This window comes from Thermosyntropha lipolytica DSM 11003, assembly GCF_900129805.1.
Classification (GTDB): Bacteria; Bacillota; Syntrophomonadia; order Syntrophomonadales; family Syntrophomonadaceae; genus Thermosyntropha; species Thermosyntropha lipolytica.
Genome location: NZ_FQWY01000007.1, coordinates 24,604 through 43,391 on the forward strand (window position 1 = coordinate 24,604; position 18,788 = coordinate 43,391).

The window sequence follows — 18,788 nt, forward strand, 5'->3', positions numbered from 1 at the left end:
GGTTGCAGAATGAGCGAATACTGGATGGAGGAAATGCATACTGATGGATATAAGGTGAGCTGGAAAATAACCAGGATATTAAATGAAGAGAAAACCCCTTTTCAGGAACTATCCGTTGTAGAAACCAGGGAATGGGGAAGAACGTTAGTCTTGGATGGAGCTGTGCAGATTACGGAAAAAGATGAATTTATTTATCATGAAATGATTGTTCACCCGGTAATGTATACCCATCCCCGGCCGGAGAAAGTCCTTATCATAGGAGGAGGCGATGGGGGGACTTTAAGAGAAGTTTTGAAACATGAAGAAGTAAAGAAAGTAGACATGGTAGAGATAGATGAAAGGGTAGTAGAAAACAGTAAAATGTATTTTCCCCAGTTGGCTCAGGCTTTTGCCCATCCCAAAGCCAGGCTCTTTATTGAAGATGGAATCAAATATGTAAAGGAAACCGATGAAAAGTACGATGTCATTATCGTGGATTCTTCCGATCCTGTAGGACCGGCAGTAGAGCTTTTTGGGTTAGATTTTTATAGAAATGCCTATAAAACTTTGCGTGATGATGGGATGATAGTAGTACAGTCAGAATCTCCTGTCTTTTTTCAAGATGCTTTCTTAAAAGTGCAAAAATATTTAAAAGAGGTATTCCCTTATAAATTCGTGTATCTTACTACCTGTATCACCTATGTAAGTGGCCCCTGGACGTTTACTATCGGCAGCAAGCAATATAAGCCCGGAAAATTTCCTGATGACAAAAAGCTTATTGATGGTTTAAAATATTACAATGAGGCTGTTCATAGTGCAGCATTTGCCCTGCCTAATTTCATAAGGGAAATGCTGTAGCAGGACGGTAGGGGTAGAGCAGGAAGGCTTACAAAATGAAAAAAGTTGTACGGGAGGATGGTAGAAAATGATTATGAAACTAGGGATGGTAGTATGCTTTGTTGCGGTTATTATCGGCTTAAGCCTTTATAGCCGCAGCAAAGCTGCTACCATTAATGATTTTGTGGTAGGGGGAAGAAGTATCGGCCCCTGGATGTCGGCATTTTCCTTCGGTACCACCTATTTTTCGGCTGTACTGCTTATTGGCTTTGCCGGAAAAGTAGGCTGGGGTTATGGATTATCTGCTTTGTGGATTGCCTTGGGCAATACCATCATCGGTACCTTTCTGGCATGGAAGATTTTAGCAGGCAGAACTAGAGAAATGAGCAGCCGTTTGCATGTACTTACTATGCCTTCCTTTCTTGAAGCCCGCTACAGGTCCACCAATATGAAAATATTTGCCAGCTTGATAATATTTATTTTCTTTATTCCCTATTCGGCTTCGGTTTTTATGGGATTAAGCTATCTTTTTGAACAGATTTTCCATATACCTTATGTTGCTGCCTTAATACTGATGACGGTTTTAACCGCCCTCTATCTGGTGTTAGGCGGCTATATAGCTATTGCCCTGGTTGATTTTGTGCTGGGCATTGTTATGCTGGCAGGGGTAATAGTTATGGTAGCTTATATATCCGGCTATGAAACCGTAGGGGGATTTTTAAACAGCATAAGTGCCTTAAAAGCTGTCGATCCTAAGCTGGCTGCTCCGATTGGTCCCGGTGGAGCCTTAGGACTTATTTCTCTGGTTATCCTGACCAGTCTGGGAACCTGGGGCATGCCTCAGATGGTGCAGAAGTTTTATGGCATAAAGAATACGGAAGTAATTCCCAGAGCTACTGTGGTTTCCACTTTTTTTGCCCTGGTTATAACGGGAGGAGCTTATTTTTCAGGTGCTTTAAGCCATCTGTTTTTCCGTGAACTTCCGGTATTAAACGGCAAACCTTCTCCTGACCTTTTAATGCCTAATATTATAAGTCAGGCTTTGCCCGAAACCGTAGCTGTATTGATACTGCTTTTGGTGCTGGCTGCATCTATGTCTACTTTATCGGGATTAGTGCTGGTTTCCAGTTCTTCAGTAACTATTGACCTGATAAAAGGAGCCCTTTTCCCGCATATAAGTGAAGAAAAAGCGATGAAACTTATGCGTACACTGTTTGTCGTTTTCGTAGGGCTTTCTTTATGGATTGCCTTGAATCCTCCAGGTATCATACTGACCCTTATGGCCCTTTCCTGGGGAACCGTAGCAGGTGCCTTCCTGGCTCCTTATCTGTACGGCCTTTTCTGGGAAAGGACTACACGGGCTGGAGCCTGGGCAGGAATGATAACCGGGGTTTTAATATCACTTGGCGGCTATTTTATAATCAACTGGCTGCCCTATTTTACCAGTTATCCCCTGCTTACAACCGTGCAGCAGCTGGGAACTCCCTTTTTTGGAGCCCTGGCTATGCTTGTCCCTTTAATTGTAGTACCGGCAGTTAGCCTGGTTACTCCCGAATATTCCGCAGAACATATTAGCAGGATTTACGGCAAAGAAGAACTGGTCTTAGAAAATTAAGCCTGAAACAGGAGAGGATTTTTTATGCGCATATGGAATAAAGAAATGGAATGTATGCCGCGGGAGGAATTGGAAAAGCTGCAGCTCAAGCGGCTTAAAGAAACCCTGCACCGGGTATATGAAAAATCACCTGTTTACCGTAAGAAATTTACCCAGGCAGGTTTCCATCCCGAAGACCTTAAAAGTTTAAGTGACCTAACCCGGCTTCCTTTTACGGTAAAAGATGATTTCCGGGAAAATTATCCTTTTGGCATGTTTACCGTTCCCATGAAAGATGTCGTTCGCCTGCATGCTTCTTCCGGTACCACCGGCAAGCTCACCGTGGTAGGGTATACGCGAAATGACCTGGAGATATGGTCGGAACTGGTGGCGCGTATGGTTACGATGGCCGGGGTTACGGAAGAAGATGTGGCGCAGATTGCCTTTGGCTACGGACTTTTTACCGGGGCGCATGGTTTACATTACGGGTTGGAAAAGGTAGGAGCCACAGTAATACCTATTTCCGGAGGCAATTCGGAAAAACAGATAATGATAATGAAAGATTTTGGTACTACTGCTCTGGTAAGCACTCCTACCTATGCCCTGCATTTATCGGAAGTAGCAATGAAGATGGGCATAGATCCCAAAAATGATCTTAAGATAAGGGTAGGATTGTTTGGCGGCGAAGCCTGTTCGGAAGAATATCGCAGGGAGTTAGAAGCCAGATGGGGTATGCTGGCCACGGACAATTATGGTTTAAGCGAAATAGGAGGGCCTGGTTTTTCCGGGGAGTGTGAATTGATATGCGGCCAGCATGTGGCCGAAGATTATTTTATCGTTGAGATCATCGATCCCGAAACCTTAAAACCAGTTCCTCCCGGTGAAAAAGGAGAGGTAGTTATTACTACTCTCTGTCGGGAAGCCTTGCCGGTTATAAGGTATCGAACCAAGGATATAAGCTCTATTACTTACGAGCCCTGCGCTTGTGGACGTACTACGGCTCGCTTGAGCAAGATTACCGGCCGAACTGATGATATGCTTATCATCAGAGGAGTTAATGTTTTCCCCTCTCAGATTGAAAGCGTGCTCATGAATATCGAAGGGTTAGAGCCGCACTATCAGATAATAGTTTACAAGAAAGGATTTTTAGATGATATTGAAATAAGGGTAGAAGTATCAGAAAATATATTTACTGACCGCTTCAGCGATCTGGAACACATTGAAGAAAATTTGCGCCAGCAGCTTTATAAAACTTTATCCATCAATCCCAAAATTAAACTGGTAGAGCCGCACAGCATAGAACGAACTGCCGGCAAGGCTAAACGCGTCATAGATTTACGCCATAAACAGGGAGGTTTACAGGGTGAATAATTTTGTCGAGACTAAAGCCAGAAAAGAGATATTTAGACTAAAACCTTATGTGCCGGGAAAACCCATCGAAGAGGTAAAAAGGGAGCTGGGCATAGAAGATATTATAAAAATGGCTTCCAATGAAAATCCTCTAGGGCCTTCCCCCCTGGCCGTAGAAAAAATTAAGGAAACCCTGGATAAAATACATTTCTATCCTGACAGCAATAATTTTTACCTTAAACAAAAACTGGCCGGACATATCGGCATAGGAGAAGAATGTATCCTGATCGGCAACGGTTCAGATGAGCTTTTAAAGCTCCTGGCCGAGGCTTTTTTGACTCCCGAGGATGAAGTCGTTTTTGGCGATCCTTCCTTTGTGGAATATGAATTTACGGCTACTATAATGGGAGCTAAATGTATAGCGGTGCCTTTAAATGATTTCCGCCATGATTTAAAAGCCATGCTGGATGCGGTTACCCCCCGCACCAAAATAGTTTATGTATGCAATCCCAACAATCCCACCGGAACTTACTCTACCCGGGACGAAATTAAAGACTTTATGGATAAAATAAGGGAAGATGTTCTGGTGGTATTTGATGAGGCTTATTACGAGTATGTAGATGCCCCTGATTATATGAGTGGAATAGAATATGTTAAAGCCGGAAGAAATGCCATTGTTTTGCGGACCTTTTCCAAAATATACGGCCTGGCTGGGCTTAGAGTAGGTTATGGAATTACTACTCCTGCTATTGCCCAGGCAGTTGAAAGGGTAACTGAACCCTTTAATGTAAATCTTCTGGCTCAGGTAGCAGCAGAAGCTGCTCTGGATGATAAAGAACATCTGGAAGAGAGCAGGCAGCTCAATCTCGAAGGTAAAAAGTATCTTTATTCCCGGTTTGAAGAAATGGGGCTTAGATATGTTCCTACCCAGGCTAATTTTATCTTTGTCGATACCGGAAGAGACTGCCGGGAAGTTTTTAAGAAGCTCCTGCAACTGGGGATTATAATCAGAACCGGTGATATTTTCGGCTTTCCCACTTTTATAAGGGTAACTATCGGTACTCCGGAAGAAAACAAAAGATTTATCGAAGGATTAAAAAAGGTGCTGGGAGAATAGCTTCTCTTATGTACAGGCTGGAAAAACACTATGCGGAACCTGACATAATCGAAAACCTGGCTGGGGTTTTGCATGAAATATATCTTATATATGATGCAGAACCCCTGTTTATATGCCTGGGTTCAGACCGGCATATACTCGATTGTTTTGGGCCTCTGACCGGCACTATGGCCAAAGAGCTGGCCCCTGACCTGTGCCTGTATGGGACCCTGGATGAGCCTATACACTCAGGCAATATAGGGCTGTTTATGGAAAAAATCAAGGAAAAATATAATAAGGGATATGTGATCATAGCTGTTGATGCCTCCCTGGGTAATATCCGCGATTTAGGTGTGATCAGGATAAGGGAAGGTCCGATACTGCCTGGAAAAGCTCTAGATAAAAGGCTTCCGCCGGTTGGACAGATTGCCATAACCGGCATAGTAGGAGAAAAGCTGGGCGATAAAAATCTGTCCAGTTTGAAGCCAAAAAGCATAAAACATGTTTATCATATGGCCCGTGTTTTAAGCAGGGCTATAGCCCTGGGACATAAAAGATGGGAATAAAATCTGTTTACATTAAAATATGAATTGTGGTATTATCATGCCAAATAACTTAAACTATCTAAGCCTTCTATCTAACAAGATGGAAGGCTGCTTGTATGTAGAAAAGGAGCCAAGGGAGGAGAAGGATGAAAAGGTTAATGTTAGGCAATGAAGCTATCGCCCGGGGAGCTTATGAGGCAGGAGCTACCGTAGCTGCCGCTTATCCCGGCACCCCCAGTTCGGAAATTTTGAGCAGCTTTGCTAAATATGAAGGAGTATATGCTGAATGGTCTCCCAATGAAAAAGTCGCTTTAGAAGTAGGAGCCGGCGCTTCGGTAGGGGGAGCCAGAACCCTGGTGGCTATGAAACATGTAGGGGTTAATGTAGCTGCTGATCCCTTATATACCCTTTCCTATATAGGAGTTAATGGGGGATTAGTCCTGGTTTCTGCCGATGACCCCGGTATGTATTCATCCCAGAATGAACAGGATAACCGGGGTTATGGAAGATTTGCCAAAATACCTGTTTTAGAGCCGTCTGACAGTCAGGAAGCCAGGGATTTTACGAAATTTGCCTTTTTTTTAAGCGAGGAGTTTGATACGCCGGTAATCTTAAGGACTACCACCCGTCTTTCCCATTCCCAGACCCTGGTAGAAGAAGGGGAACGCGAGGAAATAGCCCTTAAAGAATATAAAAAAGATGCGGCCAAATATGTTATGCTTCCGGGATATGCGCGCTTAAGACATGTAGAAGTAGAAAAGCGCATGGCCCGCCTCAAGGAATATGTAGAAACTACTCCCCTTAACCGCATTGAATGGGGAGATAAGAGCCTGGGAATTATAACTAGCGGTATTCCTTATCAGTATGTAAAAGAAGTTTTACCCACAGCATCAGTTTTAAAATTAGGTATTACCAATCCGCTGCCGGAAAAACTTATCCGCGAGTTTGCCGAAAAAGTAGAAAGGCTTATTGTGGTAGAAGAATTAGAGCCAGTTATAGAAGAACAGGTAAAAGCCCTGGGAATAAAAGTAGAGGGCAAAAATCTGTTTTCGGTTATTGGGGAATACAGCCCGGAGCTTATCGAAGAGAAGATCAAAGGAACGGAGATTAGAAATGCAGGAGACTTGAGCTCGGCAGTTCCTGCCAGACCCCCTCTTATGTGTCCGGGATGTCCGCATAGAGGAGTTTTTTACACCTTGCGCAAGAAAAAATTAGTCGTAACCGGGGATATAGGATGTTATACCCTGGGGGCTTTAAGTCCCTTAGATGCTATGGATACCTGTCTGTGTATGGGAGCAAGTATAGGCATGGCTCTAGGGATGGAAAAGGCGCGGGGAAGAGAATTTGCGCAAAAAACGGTAGCTGTTATAGGTGATTCTACATTTGTTCATTCCGGGATCACAGCTCTTATTGATGTGGTGTATAACAAGGGGATTTCGACAGTGTTGATTTTGGATAATGATACTACCGCTATGACCGGGCACCAGGAACATCCTGCTACCGGCTTTACGATAAAAAATGAACCTACCTACAAGCTGGATCTGCCTACTCTGGTAAAAGCAGTAGGGGTTGAACACATAAGGATAGTTGATCCTTTAAATCTGGCCCAACTGGAACAGGTGCTGGATGAAGAGCTAAGCCGTAAAGCCCCGTCAGTCATAATAACCAAGCGGCCATGTGTGCTTTTGAAAAAATACCAGCAGGATACTGCCACCCGGTATTTTGTAGATGATGAAGCATGTACCGGATGTAAGCAGTGTATAAGGGTAGGATGTACCGGGGTATATTTTGATGATGATGCCAAAAAAGCGCGTATAAACCTGAAAACCTGTGTGGCCTGCGGCCTTTGTCCTCAAGTTTGCAAATTTGATGCGATTAAGGTTATGGAGGGATAAGCATGAGCAAAGAGGTAAAAAATATATTGATAGTAGGGGTAGGAGGACAGGGGACGCTTTTAACCAGCCGCATAATTGCTCAGGTAGCTGTGCAGATGGGATATGATGTTAAGATTTCCGAGGTACACGGTATGGCCCAGCGCGGAGGCAGTGTAGTTTCCCAGGTGAGATATGGAGAAAAAGTTTACTCCCCGATAATAAAAAAAGGAGATGCCGATGTTATCCTGGGTTTTGAAAAGATTGAAGCTGCGCGCTGGCTTTCCTACCTTAAGCCGGAAGGCATATTGATTGTAAATGATGAGCGCATAGATCCTCTGCCGGTTATGAGCGGAAAAGCCAGGTATCCGGATGACATAATCGATAAAATGAAAGGTCTGGTTCCTTCTACCTTAGTGGTAAATGCCAGTGATATAGCTTTAAAATGTGGTGATATCAAAGTAGCCAATGTAGTCCTGGTAGGGGTTTTAAGCAAAGTGATGGAACTTCCGATAGAAGAAGTAGAAAAGGCCATAATAGCTATAGTACCCCCCAAATATGTTGATTTAAATATAAAAGCTTTCCATGAAGGGTTGAAATTAGTATAAAATATAGAGAAGCGGAGAGGCATAATTTCTCCGCTTTTTATTATTAAGCTAACAGCCAGGAGGTTCAAAAGTGCAGGCACGAATTGATGGCATAACTCATAAAGGGGAAGGGGTAGCCAGAATAAACGGCAAGGCAGTTTTTATACCTTTTGCCCTGCCGGGAGAAGAAGTCGAACTTGACATAACCGAAGAGAAAAAAAACTATGCCTATGGCCGGTTGGAAAAAATAATCCATCCTTCTCCGGCGCGCACAACCCCTTTGTGTTCGCATTATTATACCTGCGGAGGCTGCAGTTTTCAGCATGTAGACTATGAGGAGGAACTGCAATTAAAAAAAAGAATCGTAACTGATGCGGTAACCAGAATTGGCAAGATAGAAGCCCGAATAAATGAAGTGGAACGGAGCAGCAAACCTTACCGTTACCGCAATAAAGTGACCTGGCATGTGGCAAAGGGAAGGTTAGGCTATTACCGGGCAGAAAGCCGCGAGCTGGTTCCTATTGATGATTGTTTGCTCATTAAGGAAGATATGGCAAAAATAAGCCGGAAAATAGGCTTTATATTGAAGGAGATCGCACATGAAGGCCAGGGGGAGATAATCGTAAGACAATCTTCATATAATGGCAAAATAATGCTCATTTGCGATTTACCCTCCCTGGAACCTGAGAAAATATTGTCCCGGCTTAAAGAAGATGTAGATGGGATATACATCAAACAGAAAAACAGATTAATCCACTTTTACGGTGATTTATATCTGGAAGAAAAAATAGGGGCTAATATTTTTCGCTTATCCCCGGGCAGCTTTTTTCAGGTAAACCAGGAACAGAATGAGAAAATAATAAGCTTTATACAGAGTTATTTAAACTTAACGGGAAAAGAAACCCTCCTTGATGCCTATTGCGGAGTAGGAAGCATAGGGATTTCCCTGGCTGGCAGAGCGGCCAAAGTGCTGGGAATAGAAAACAATCGGGAAGCGGTCAAAAATGCTGAGTATAATGCTCATTATAACCGCCTTAACAACTGCCGTTTCCTGGCTGGGGATTGTGAAAAGATCCTGCCGGTACTTAATGAAAAATTCGATATGGTCATAGTTGACCCTCCGCGCAGCGGACTTAAAAAAGAAGTAATTGCCTCTTTAATAAAGGCGGCTCCACAAAAAATAGCCTATGTTTCCTGTAACCCGGCTACTTTAGCTCGCGACCTTAACCTTATCCAGGCTAGCGGGTATATTATTGAAGAGATTAAACCTTTTGATATGTTCAGCAAGACGTATCATGTGGAGTGTGTAGCAGGAATACGCCGTATAGATTAGGGGAAGGCCTTAATTGCAAAACCTGGCAAGAGAGGTTACATTTTGAGCCAGCAGGTAATCCAGGTTGTACTAAACAGTAGCGGGACACTATAAGTGCTTTCAGAGATGAAGATAGCCTATGTTTACTGCAACCTGGCTACCCTGGACCACGACCTTAATCTTATCCAGGCTAGCAGATATATTATTGAAGAGATTAAACTTTTTATCTGCTTTGGAAGTTTTATCAGGTTTGCCGTATTATCCCAAGGCAACATCCAGGATCATCATTATTGAAAATCCCAGCATAGCTCCAATTGTTGCCACATCTGTTTTAGAACCACTTTCTTCGCGTTGTGCTTCAGGAATTAGTTCTTCGGTTTTTAAGGAGACCAGGGCTTAGGGAAAGGGGCAAATTTTTTTCTAGTTCATCAGGCAGTAAATTTAACAGAACCCAAACTGATAAGAACCGTTTAACAATGGATGGAGAATAAAATTCTGTCGAATATATATTTTAAATGAAGAAAAGAAAGGATTTAAGGAAGAAATAATTAGCTTAACTTAAATGTAAATTAGTGAATTAATTATTATGAACTATAATATGACGATTTTAAAGATTTTAGCAAAGAAAATCTTGCCAACCTGAGAAGTTATTATTATTATTAAGTAGATAATCGATATTTTAGGACTAATATCGCGACAATTTTACAATTTTTCACCTTGCATAGCTGGTTGAAGGAATATGCCTGATGAGACCTATTGATACTTTTCGAAGGTGTCAATAGGTCGTTTTGCTAATTAAGTCTTTAAAGAAAGGGGTGAGAATAGGTATAAGGGTGTTTTTCAATTAATTTACATATATTAAAATTTTATTAATCCTTGGAAGCGGGTGAAAAAAGTGGCAGAAAAACAGTTTGTAGTTTTTAAACTAGGCGATGAATATTATGGTTTTGATATTTTAAACATTCAGGAGATTACCAGATATCAGAAGCCTACACTGCTCCCTAATATGCCTGATTATATGGAAGGCATTATTAATCTTCGGGGAAATATAATTCCGGTAATAAACCTGCGCAAAAAATTCAACATGCATGAAGGTCAGGTTACTGAAGAAAGCAGGATTATTGTCGCGGATGTGCACCAGCAAAAAATAGGCATCCTGGTAGATGCTGTATCACGGGTGGCTAAGATCAATGAAGAAGAAATCGAGGCTTATCAGGAAACGGATTTAGATTATAAAGCCAGGTATATTTCAGGCCTGGCTAAAAAAGAGAATGAAATCATAATCCTCTTAAATCCCTATATTTTAATAGGAGAATCTCAGACGGCAGTAGGGGTATAAAATAAATGGATAAATCGCCAAAGAAAATTCAGAATCTTCGAACAAAGGAGGAGGTAGCATGGGAGAAGACGTTAAAAAAGAACTTAACCCCGATGCCAGGGAAATAGAACTGGATATTATTTTCAATGGAACTCAGGATGCTATGTTCCTGGTTTAGGTAGAGGACGGAGATTTTCGCTATATAAGAAATAATAAAGCCCACCAGGTTTTGACCGGTTTTAGCCTAGAGGAAATAAGAGGCAAAACTTCCCTTGAACTTTTAGGGCAGGAGCTGGGGAAAAAGTCAGGTCTAATTATCAAAAATGCGTGGAAGCTAAAACCCCTATCCTGGATGAAAAAACATTCCGAAATAGGCTGGCGCATAGTGCAGAATACACCAGAACTGGCAGGAATTGCCGAGTATATTTTGTATCACCATGAGCGCTGGGATGGCAAAGGCTATCCTCGAGGGTTGAAAGGGGAAGAGATACCATTACCCTGCCGTATTCTGGCTGTAGCCGATGCTTATGACGCTATGACCAGTGATCGTCCTTATCGTAAGGCCATGAGCCAGGCAAAAGCCATAGAAGAAATCACCAAACATGCAGGAACCCAGTTTGATCCCGAGGTGGTGCGGGCTTTTATGAAGGCTTTTTACCAGAATAAGATAAAAGTTTCTTAATATCGGACACTTATTTAGAAACACTAGTTCCAGAGGTAAATTCTATGGCCGGTGAAACTATAACTATAAGGAGGAAAAGTTGAAATGGAAAAAAGCAAACAGGATAAATTGCAGTTAAAACTTATTGCTTATTTTTTAGGAATTTTATTGCTGATACTGGTGTTCAATAACTTAGCTTTGCAGTCCCTGTTAAATATTAAAGGTTTAGGTTTTAAAGCCTGGCTTTTATCTCTCGCCTTAATTATTGCAGGTGGTTTTGTCTACTTCCTGGTAGCCCGAAATACGGTGGTAAAACCTATAGGTTCTCTGGTGGCATGTGCTGAACATATTGCGGAAGGGAACTTTCAGGTAGAAGTGGAAGAAGAGGTGCGCAGCCGCAATGATGAAATCGGAGCCATTGCTGCGGCCCTGCATAACATGACAGTAACCCTGAAAGGTTTGGTAGTCAAAGTAGAGGAAAAAGCCAGGGAATTGGAAAATAGTTCTAATACTTTGGCCGCTACTTCCGAAGAGGTTTCCGCCGCTTCGCAGGAACTGTCTTCCACAGTTCAACAGGTAGCCAAAGGTTCGGAAGGTCAGGCCCGCGATCTTATCGATATAGGCGAAGCGTTGAAAGAGGTAACATCCAGTGTGGAATTTATGTATGAAAAATTAAAAGATGTTTCGGATGAGACCAAGGAAACGGCTAAAAGAGCTGAGATAGGCAAAAAAGAGATGGACAAGCTGGAGACTTCTATTGAAGATATAAGAAAAGCCTTTGAAACAGTAGTGCAAAAAGTTGCTAACCTGACAGAATCGGTAAATGAAATCAAGGGGGTTACCGAGCTCATTTCCAGCATATCAGAACAGACCAATCTTCTGGCTCTCAATGCGGCTATTGAAGCAGCAAGGGCCGGGGAATACGGCCGGGGATTTGCCGTGGTAGCGGAAGAAGTCCGCAAACTGGCTGAAGAATCCAAACAATCAACGGAAAAAATAACTAGTCTTATCATGTCTACCGTAAAAGATACGGAAGAGGTCATAGCTACATCTAATGTGGTGAAAGAGCATGTTAATGCCCAGGTGGAAACTTTGCAGAAGACTATTCAATCTTTTGATGACATATTAGAGACCGTAGAGAAGATTGCCCCGTATATGGAGGAAACCTATAAGGCCCTAAAAGGCATAGTGGATACTAAAGATATAGTGATTGAAAAGGTGCAAAGTGCAAGTGCCGTAGCCGAGGAAAATTCAGCTGCGGCCGAGGAAGTAGCGGCTTCTTCCGAAGAATTGACTGCTTCTTCCGAGGAGGTAGCAGCTACGGCCCAAACCCTTAACAGCATAGCTGAAGAGCTGATGGGAACGGTAAATGTCTTTAAGCTATAATAGATACCATGTTAACAGGAGAAAAGCCTGATTTTCGACTCGGGCTTTTCTCCTATGTTTATAGTTTATAGGCAGATAAAAGAGGAAATAGTTGTATTATGCAGAATTAAGAAGATAAGTTTACATTTAAAAAGACCAAATCCAGGGAGGCCAGGATGGATAAGATATTGGTTATCGAAGATTCCCGGTTGATGCAGAATAAGATTAGCGATGTTTTAAAAATATTAGGGAAAGAAGATACCGATGTAATTAAATTGGATAATGCCAGTCTGATATTTAATCAACCCCAGGTATATTTGGAGAATATAAAGCTTATTATCACTGATACTACTCTACCGGGAATTAGCGGGATCGAACTAACCAGGAAGCTAAAAAGCCATCCCCTGTATAAAGAAATTCCCATTGTTTTCTTTACTTCGGAAAGAAATGCGGCGATTGTTAGAGAGGCTATTCTGGCCGGGGCCAGTGACTATATAGTAGTCCCCATTGAAGAAGAAGACCTGGTATTAAGATTGAAAAAGTATTTGTCCGATTCCCGACAAGAGCGCAGGAAAAAAGATTTCTTCATCATAAAGGAAGAAGCCGCGGAGCTGATCGATTTAGAAGTACAGAGATGCTGGCGCGGAAAATACCCTACTTCTTTTATGGTTATAAAAATGGATAAGGATAATATTGATAAAGGTTTGGAAGTTTTGAAAGGTTCTTTGCGAAGGATTGATATATTAAAAGTTGTCGAAGGAAAAGAGGTTTTAGTTATACTGCCTTTTACAGATGAACAAGGTTTGCAGGTAGTCAGGGAGAAGATTAAAAACTTTCTGTTAAAAGAAGGCTTGAAAATTGAAAAAGAAAAGTCATATACATACAAGGGTCAGGAAGATGAGCCGCTGCAAGAATTGCTGCAAGAACTAGGCTTATAGGATTAAAGATGGGAGGCTAAAAGTAGCTTGCCGGGAAGGGGGAGGTTTAAAAAAAATACCGGTCCTTTTTAAACTGTAATCCGGTTTAAATGGCGAAATAAAAAAATTGGGTTGATATTTAATATTCATTTATCCATAATTTAATAAGATAAAAAAATGCTAAAAAATTAAGGCTAAAAATATCAATATTTAAGCTAATTTGTTTAGAATGAAATTTTTAATAACCGTAAAATCTGTCTGAGGAGGGAATACCGTGAAACAGAAGATAGTGAATAATATGGACATACTGCTGGAGGAACTGCATAAAATAACAGGCCGCAAAGCTAAATGGGAAGAATTCCTGGTATCTTTCATGGAAAGCTATGATAGTGATGCTTATGAGAAAAAAATGCGAGATAGTTTGGCTAATCTGGTAGAGGAATTTAAATTGTCAGATATCGCCCGGGGATTAGATAGAATAGGAGAAAAAATCGAGGGGTTCCCGGCAGGAGAAGTTTTAAGACAGGTATTGCAGGTAGCCGACCATGCCCTGGAAGAGAAAAATATGGTGATTAAAGAGTTGAAGGAAGTATTGGCTGAACTGGCTACCCCTACGATCAGGATATGGAAGGATGTAGTGGTGGCTCCTTTAATAGGCACGCTTGACAGTGAAAGGGCTCAGAGCATGGCGGAAAGATTGCTGGAATTTGTAGCAGATACGAGAGCCAAAGTGGTGATAGTTGATGTTACAGGAGTTCCTTTGATAGACACCATAGTAGGTGGCTTTTTGATAGAGATGTTTAATGCGGTTAAACTTTTAGGATGCGAAGTGGTGATAACAGGTATTAAGCCATCTATAGCTCATACCCTGGTTAAGCTGGGAGTAGATTTTAATATGGTAACGGTAAAGCGTGATCTGGAGAGCGGGTTGCGGTATGCGATAAGTATAACGGAGAAAGAAGGCAAAGGAGCAGTCTAAAATGAAGGATAGGGTAGTTACAACGATTAAATTGTATAATTATCTGATTGTTCCTGTACAGATTGAGCTTGACGATTCCACCGTAGAAGCTATGCAAAGACAGATATTATCGGAAATTGAAGAAAAGGCTATCGAAGGGGTTATTATCGATGTCAGTTTAATAGATATACTGGATAGCTATATTTCCTATTCGCTGTCGGAAACAGCTATTATGGCCAAAATGATGGGATGTGATACGGTGATTTGCGGGATGCAACCCCATGTTGCTCTCACCCTGGCCCAGATGGGTGTGAATATGAGAGGGATAATATTTGCCCAGGATCTGGAAGATGCCCTTAGTAAATTAGTAAAAGCCAGAGAACATTCATGAGGTGGGAACATTGCGGGATATTAAGATGGAAGATTATGACATGCTGGTAAAAATAAATGATGAGAGAGATATAGTGGTAGCCAGGCAGATGGTTAAAGATTTTGCCAAAAGAATGGGTTTTTCTCTAGCTGATATTACCAAAATATCTACGGCGGTTTCCGAATTAGCAAGAAATATATTCAGATATGCCGGTTCAGGATTTATATATATAAGGGAAAATACAGGAGAAGAAAAAGAAATAGAAATAGCAGCCGTAGATAAAGGACCGGGGATAGAAAATGTGGAAGCAGCAGTAGAGGCCGGTTTTACCACCAGCAAGGGGAGTTTAGGGCTAGGTTTGTCCGGAGTGAGAAGACTGATGGATTCGTTTTTTATTGAATCCGAAGTTAACCGGGGAACAGTAGTTATTGTTACCAAGAGGAGGCGTACTTTTTGAAAGATAGCTTGCGGGTGGATATAAGAGACAGTGCGGATTTATTTATTTTGGAATACCGGGTTAAAAAATTCTTACAAAAAAACCGTCTGGATAGAAAGGAAATAATATTAATAACCAGAGAATTAGGCACCAATATTTTAAAGTATGGCGGCTATGGGTATATAGAGCTTATGCTTAAAGATGATGACCTTGATATCGTGGCTTTTGATTATGGGAAAGGCCCCAAAGATAACATCCCGGCTGATCTGAGCCCTGGATTGGGGTTAGGCCTTAAAGTGGTAAAATCATATGCTGACCGTTTGACAATAAATAACAATGAAGAAGGCGGCTGGACGGTAGCTCTTTGGATAAAATTATGCGGGGATAATGGCAAGAAAATAAACAGGTTGGAATATGGCATTGCCAGCAGGCCGCATAAAAGGGAAAAAAGAAGCGGGGATGTAGCGGTTGTTAAAAATATTAATGGTTTCTATGTGATAGTAGTGGCTGATGTTTTAGGCCATGGAGATAAGGCAGCTGATATCGGAGATAAGATATATGAAGCAGTTGATGAACTGGTTGAAGCCAACATCCTTAAAGTATTTCAACATATTGAAAACAGAATATTAAATACCAGGGGTTGTGAGCTTTTTGTCGCCAGCATAGGCGGTAATGTCATAGATTATATAAATATTGGCAATATAAGGGCCTGGAAGATAACCGCCAAAAATATAAAAAGACTGGCCGAAAGACCGGGAATTGTAGGCCGGCAACCTGTTCCGGCCAAAATAAATCGGGAGATTGACAACTTGTACCAGAGTCTTTTGCTTATATGTACAGATGGAATTATATCAAGGTTTGTGCCCTCTCATGATTATATAGATATTGATGCTGAACCTCAGTATATTGCGGATAAGATATTGGAAGACTTTGGCAGTTATGATGATGATGCTACCTGTGTTGTAGTAAGGGGGTAAAACTATTGGTTGAAAATATAGCCTTGTTTGTAAGCAAATATACCAGATATCTGCGGGAATATATCTTCAATGGAGGAGAAGAAGCTATTTTAATGAATGCTTTTAATGAATTATTGAGCATAAGTGATGTTTATCTTACCGAAGCGATAAATATTTTTGACATACATGTGCGGGCTTTAGAGGAAGTTCTTAATGTAAAGAGGGACAATGATGCCGTACAATGGATTTATATAACCAGGGCCAATGAGTTTTTTGCCCAGATATTGATGACTATCGATAACAATTTGCTTACTCTACGCGAACAGGTGGAAAAAGATGTATTGACTGGCCTTAATAACCGGCTGGCGATGGCCCGGGTTCTGCCGGCTCTTGTACTGGAAACCCAGAAGACAGGAGATCCTTTTGTCTTGGTAGTCATCGACCTGGATAATTTTAAAAAGATAAATGATACTTATGGACATGAAGCAGGAGATAAAGTGTTGCAGGAAGTAGCGAATGCAATTAAAAGCAGCATTCGCGGTTTAGACTATGTATTCAGGTATGGAGGGGAAGAATTCATCCTGGTATTAAGAAATGCCAATTATGAACAATCTTTTATTCCTCTGGAAAGAATACGCAAAAGCATCGCTGCCCGGGAGATAGTTATAAGTGATGGGAAAATACATGTTACTGCCAGTTTGGGGGCAGCTTCTTATACGGAAGATAATCCCAAGACTATTGATGAACTTATCAGATATGCTGATCTGGCTATGTATGAAGCCAAAGCCGCAGGTAAAAATAGGGTGGTTAATTTTAGAGACATAAAGGGAAAACTGCAGGGAAAAGAGATATAGCCAAATTATGTTAAATTAAAATGCGTTTATAGCTGTTTTCCCTTTGGGGAGCAATTTTCTTAAAAACGGAACCTGTAAGCCGAGAAAATACGGCTTACAGGTTTTTATGCCTTTATAGCTCTATCTTGTTAGACCTTCTCCATATTTTCATCTTTTCAGCTTCAGCTACCAGTTCATCCCGGAAAGCAGGGTGAGCCAGGTTTATTAAGGCTTCTGCCCGAGCCCAGAGGGGAAGACCTTTGATATTGGCTATGCCGTATTCAGTAGCTACTGTGCTTATCACGGAACGGGGAATAGTTACTACGGCTCCGGGGGTAAGGCTGGCTTTTATTTTGGAGTGGAGTCTGCCTTCTTTATCCGTATAGGTAGAAGGAAGACATAATACTGCTGTCCCTCCTCTTGATTCATAAGCTCCCCAGGTAAAGCTTAAGGCTCCACCGGTTCCTGAATACTGGGTTTGCCCTATAGTTTCAGAAGTAGCCTGTCCTAATATATCTATTTCCAGGGTAGCATTTATGGCAAACATGTTATCTATGGCTTTAATATTGGAATATTCAGTTACATATTCTCCGTTGTATGAGGCCATAAGCGGGTTTTTGTGCAGAAACTCCATGGTCTTTTTGGTACACAGGCTGAAGGTAAATACACTCTTGCCGGTATCTTTGACTTTTCGCTTGTTGGTGATTTTACCACACATGTAAAGATCATAAAAAGCATCACAGAACATTTCGCTGTGTACTCCTAGATCTTTCAAATCAGAATCAGCTATCATTTTGCCTATAGCATTGGGAACTCCTCCTATTCCCAACTGGAGACAGGCACCATCTCTTATCAAGGGAATTATATGCTGCGCAATCTTGACTTCTACTTCTGTCGGCTCTATTTCAGGCAGATAAAACATTTCACTATTAGAGCCTTCAATAATGTAGTCGATTTCATCGATATGAATATGTTCTTCAGCCCCTCCATAAACCACAGGGAAATTCTGGTTTACTTCTACTATTTTAATAGGGGTATTGAGTAAATCTCTTCGGGTATGAGCGTTGACTATACCAAAGTTAAAATTGCCGAAATTATCCATAGGGGCACACTGGATTACTGCCACATCGCGTCTGAGGGAATCATGCCAGAGAGGTTCAGTTCTGGTTTTGATGACATCCTGAAACTGGACAGGTACAAAGGCAGGTACTCCCGTAGCAGCAGTTGCTCTTTCGATAACCCCAAACCAGGAAGTATTATACTTAAAATCACCTTTCTCACTCATCTCTATCATTTTTACCAGCGCCTGGGGAACAGGTGGAATAGTGCCCACAATACAGATATCAAGCTTGGTGATTTCACCAGCGGCAATCCGGTTAGCTAAAGCTATATCAAAATCTATCGGTTTAGTATGAAAAGAACCATAAGAAATTTTATCTCCATTTTTTACAAGCTGCGCCGCCTGTTCAGCAGTTATTAATTTACTTTTGTATTTGTTCATTAATTCTGATGATGTAAACATATTAATCCCCCCATTGTTTTTGTTTAATTCTGCTGATTTCCATAAAAATGTGGCATAAATGCTTTAGAACTATCCCCCCCCTGTGAAAATTATTATTTTTTGTGAACCTTGTATTAATTAAACTTGATAATTTTATTATATTACGATGCGTATATTTGTCTATAATTTATTTGTATTAGCAATTATTCGATATGTAAAATTTAACCATGATATATATGGAAATATTAACCATATATTCGGGGGTATCTATTATAAACAATAAAGCCTGGAGATTTAACTCC

The 18,788-nt window shown here is 41.3% G+C and carries 19 protein-coding genes; 18 read left to right on the top strand and 1 reads right to left on the bottom strand.

Annotated elements, in window-relative coordinates; genetic code table 11:
- Positions 1 to 9: 9 nt before the first annotated feature.
- From speE to BUB92_RS03015, 18 genes are all read left to right on the top strand, one after another.
- Entirely contained in the window at positions 10 to 837 is an 828-nt protein-coding gene (gene speE / locus BUB92_RS02930; RefSeq protein WP_073089726.1) for a polyamine aminopropyltransferase, read from the top strand.
- Positions 838 to 910: 73 nt separating this feature from the next.
- The gene (locus tag BUB92_RS02935) at positions 911 to 2,431 is read left to right on the top strand and encodes a sodium:solute symporter family protein (RefSeq protein ID WP_073089915.1); all 1,521 of its coding nucleotides are present in this window, start codon (positions 911 to 913) and stop codon (positions 2,429 to 2,431) included.
- A 24-nt stretch (positions 2,432 to 2,455) separates the two neighbouring features.
- Positions 2,456 to 3,781: a phenylacetate--CoA ligase family protein gene (locus BUB92_RS02940; protein WP_073089728.1), complete on the top strand. Its 1,326-nt coding sequence runs from the start codon at positions 2,456 to 2,458 to the stop codon at positions 3,779 to 3,781.
- The gene (gene hisC, locus BUB92_RS02945) at positions 3,774 to 4,877 is read left to right on the top strand and encodes a histidinol-phosphate transaminase (RefSeq protein WP_073089730.1); all 1,104 of its coding nucleotides are present in this window, start codon (positions 3,774 to 3,776) and stop codon (positions 4,875 to 4,877) included. The genes BUB92_RS02940 and hisC overlap by 8 nt, the downstream gene beginning before the upstream one ends.
- Before the next feature lie 8 nt (positions 4,878 to 4,885).
- The gene (gene yyaC, locus BUB92_RS02950) at positions 4,886 to 5,422 is read left to right on the top strand and encodes a spore protease YyaC (RefSeq protein ID WP_073089732.1); all 537 of its coding nucleotides are present in this window, start codon (positions 4,886 to 4,888) and stop codon (positions 5,420 to 5,422) included.
- Between the two features lie 125 nt (positions 5,423 to 5,547).
- Entirely contained in the window at positions 5,548 to 7,296 is a 1,749-nt protein-coding gene (gene iorA, locus BUB92_RS02955; RefSeq protein WP_073089734.1) for an indolepyruvate ferredoxin oxidoreductase subunit alpha, read from the top strand.
- A 2-nt stretch (positions 7,297 to 7,298) separates the two neighbouring features.
- Positions 7,299 to 7,880, top strand: coding sequence for an indolepyruvate oxidoreductase subunit beta (locus BUB92_RS02960; RefSeq protein WP_073089736.1), 582 nt, complete (start codon positions 7,299 to 7,301; stop codon positions 7,878 to 7,880).
- A gap of 70 nt (positions 7,881 to 7,950) precedes the next feature.
- Complete coding sequence (gene rlmD, locus BUB92_RS02965) at positions 7,951 to 9,192, top strand: 23S rRNA (uracil(1939)-C(5))-methyltransferase RlmD (protein ID WP_073089738.1); 1,242 nt, start codon at positions 7,951 to 7,953, stop codon at positions 9,190 to 9,192.
- A 93-nt stretch (positions 9,193 to 9,285) separates the two neighbouring features.
- Entirely contained in the window at positions 9,286 to 9,465 is a 180-nt protein-coding gene (locus BUB92_RS02970) for a hypothetical protein (protein ID WP_073089740.1), read from the top strand.
- 601 nt (positions 9,466 to 10,066) lie between these two features.
- Positions 10,067 to 10,510, top strand: coding sequence for a chemotaxis protein CheW (locus BUB92_RS02975; RefSeq protein WP_073089759.1), 444 nt, complete (start codon positions 10,067 to 10,069; stop codon positions 10,508 to 10,510).
- A gap of 208 nt (positions 10,511 to 10,718) precedes the next feature.
- Complete coding sequence (locus BUB92_RS02980; protein WP_073089760.1) at positions 10,719 to 11,171, top strand: HD-GYP domain-containing protein; 453 nt, start codon at positions 10,719 to 10,721, stop codon at positions 11,169 to 11,171.
- 84 nt (positions 11,172 to 11,255) lie between these two features.
- The gene (locus BUB92_RS02985; protein WP_073089763.1) at positions 11,256 to 12,536 is read left to right on the top strand and encodes a methyl-accepting chemotaxis protein; all 1,281 of its coding nucleotides are present in this window, start codon (positions 11,256 to 11,258) and stop codon (positions 12,534 to 12,536) included.
- Positions 12,537 to 12,691: 155 nt separating this feature from the next.
- The gene (locus tag BUB92_RS02990; RefSeq protein WP_073089765.1) at positions 12,692 to 13,453 is read left to right on the top strand and encodes a response regulator; all 762 of its coding nucleotides are present in this window, start codon (positions 12,692 to 12,694) and stop codon (positions 13,451 to 13,453) included.
- 253 nt (positions 13,454 to 13,706) lie between these two features.
- Positions 13,707 to 14,411: an STAS domain-containing protein gene (locus tag BUB92_RS02995; protein WP_073089769.1), complete on the top strand. Its 705-nt coding sequence runs from the start codon at positions 13,707 to 13,709 to the stop codon at positions 14,409 to 14,411.
- Position 14,412: 1 nt separating this feature from the next.
- Entirely contained in the window at positions 14,413 to 14,781 is a 369-nt protein-coding gene (locus tag BUB92_RS03000; protein WP_073089771.1) for an STAS domain-containing protein, read from the top strand.
- A gap of 10 nt (positions 14,782 to 14,791) precedes the next feature.
- Positions 14,792 to 15,217 carry an anti-sigma regulatory factor gene (locus tag BUB92_RS03005; protein WP_242938986.1) on the top strand — a complete coding sequence of 142 codons (426 nt, stop codon included), beginning with the start codon at positions 14,792 to 14,794 and terminating at the stop codon, positions 15,215 to 15,217.
- On the top strand, positions 15,214 to 16,173 hold the full coding sequence (locus BUB92_RS03010) for a SpoIIE family protein phosphatase (RefSeq protein WP_073089774.1): 960 nt from the start codon (positions 15,214 to 15,216) through the stop codon (positions 16,171 to 16,173). The genes BUB92_RS03005 and BUB92_RS03010 overlap by 4 nt, the downstream gene beginning before the upstream one ends.
- Before the next feature lie 5 nt (positions 16,174 to 16,178).
- Positions 16,179 to 17,006 carry a GGDEF domain-containing protein gene (locus BUB92_RS03015; RefSeq protein WP_073089776.1) on the top strand — a complete coding sequence of 276 codons (828 nt, stop codon included), beginning with the start codon at positions 16,179 to 16,181 and terminating at the stop codon, positions 17,004 to 17,006.
- A gap of 112 nt (positions 17,007 to 17,118) precedes the next feature.
- On the opposite strand, the gene BUB92_RS03020 is transcribed toward BUB92_RS03015, so the two are convergent.
- Positions 17,119 to 18,507 carry an acetyl-CoA hydrolase/transferase family protein gene (locus BUB92_RS03020; RefSeq protein ID WP_084728295.1) on the bottom strand — a complete coding sequence of 463 codons (1,389 nt, stop codon included), beginning with the start codon at positions 18,505 to 18,507 and terminating at the stop codon, positions 17,119 to 17,121.
- Positions 18,508 to 18,788 lie beyond the last annotated feature (281 nt).

What these genes read in the sequence shown, in the direction of transcription:
- BUB92_RS03000 (WP_073089771.1), top strand. Translation starts at nt 14,413, where the DNA reads ATGAAGGATAGGGTAGTTACAACGATTAAATTGTATAATTATCTGATT.
- BUB92_RS02985 (WP_073089763.1), top strand. Translation starts at nt 11,256, where the DNA reads ATGGAAAAAAGCAAACAGGATAAATTGCAGTTAAAACTTATTGCTTAT.
- BUB92_RS02990 (WP_073089765.1), top strand. Translation starts at nt 12,692, where the DNA reads ATGGATAAGATATTGGTTATCGAAGATTCCCGGTTGATGCAGAATAAG.
- yyaC (WP_073089732.1), top strand. Translation starts at nt 4,886, where the DNA reads ATGTACAGGCTGGAAAAACACTATGCGGAACCTGACATAATCGAAAAC.
- speE (WP_073089726.1), top strand. Translation starts at nt 10, where the DNA reads ATGAGCGAATACTGGATGGAGGAAATGCATACTGATGGATATAAGGTG.
- iorA (WP_073089734.1), top strand. Translation starts at nt 5,548, where the DNA reads ATGAAAAGGTTAATGTTAGGCAATGAAGCTATCGCCCGGGGAGCTTAT.
- BUB92_RS02960 (WP_073089736.1), top strand. Translation starts at nt 7,299, where the DNA reads ATGAGCAAAGAGGTAAAAAATATATTGATAGTAGGGGTAGGAGGACAG.
- BUB92_RS02940 (WP_073089728.1), top strand. Translation starts at nt 2,456, where the DNA reads ATGCGCATATGGAATAAAGAAATGGAATGTATGCCGCGGGAGGAATTG.
- BUB92_RS03020 (WP_084728295.1), bottom strand. Translation starts at nt 18,507, where the DNA reads ATGTTTACATCATCAGAATTAATGAACAAATACAAAAGTAAATTAATA.
- BUB92_RS02935 (WP_073089915.1), top strand. Translation starts at nt 911, where the DNA reads ATGAAACTAGGGATGGTAGTATGCTTTGTTGCGGTTATTATCGGCTTA.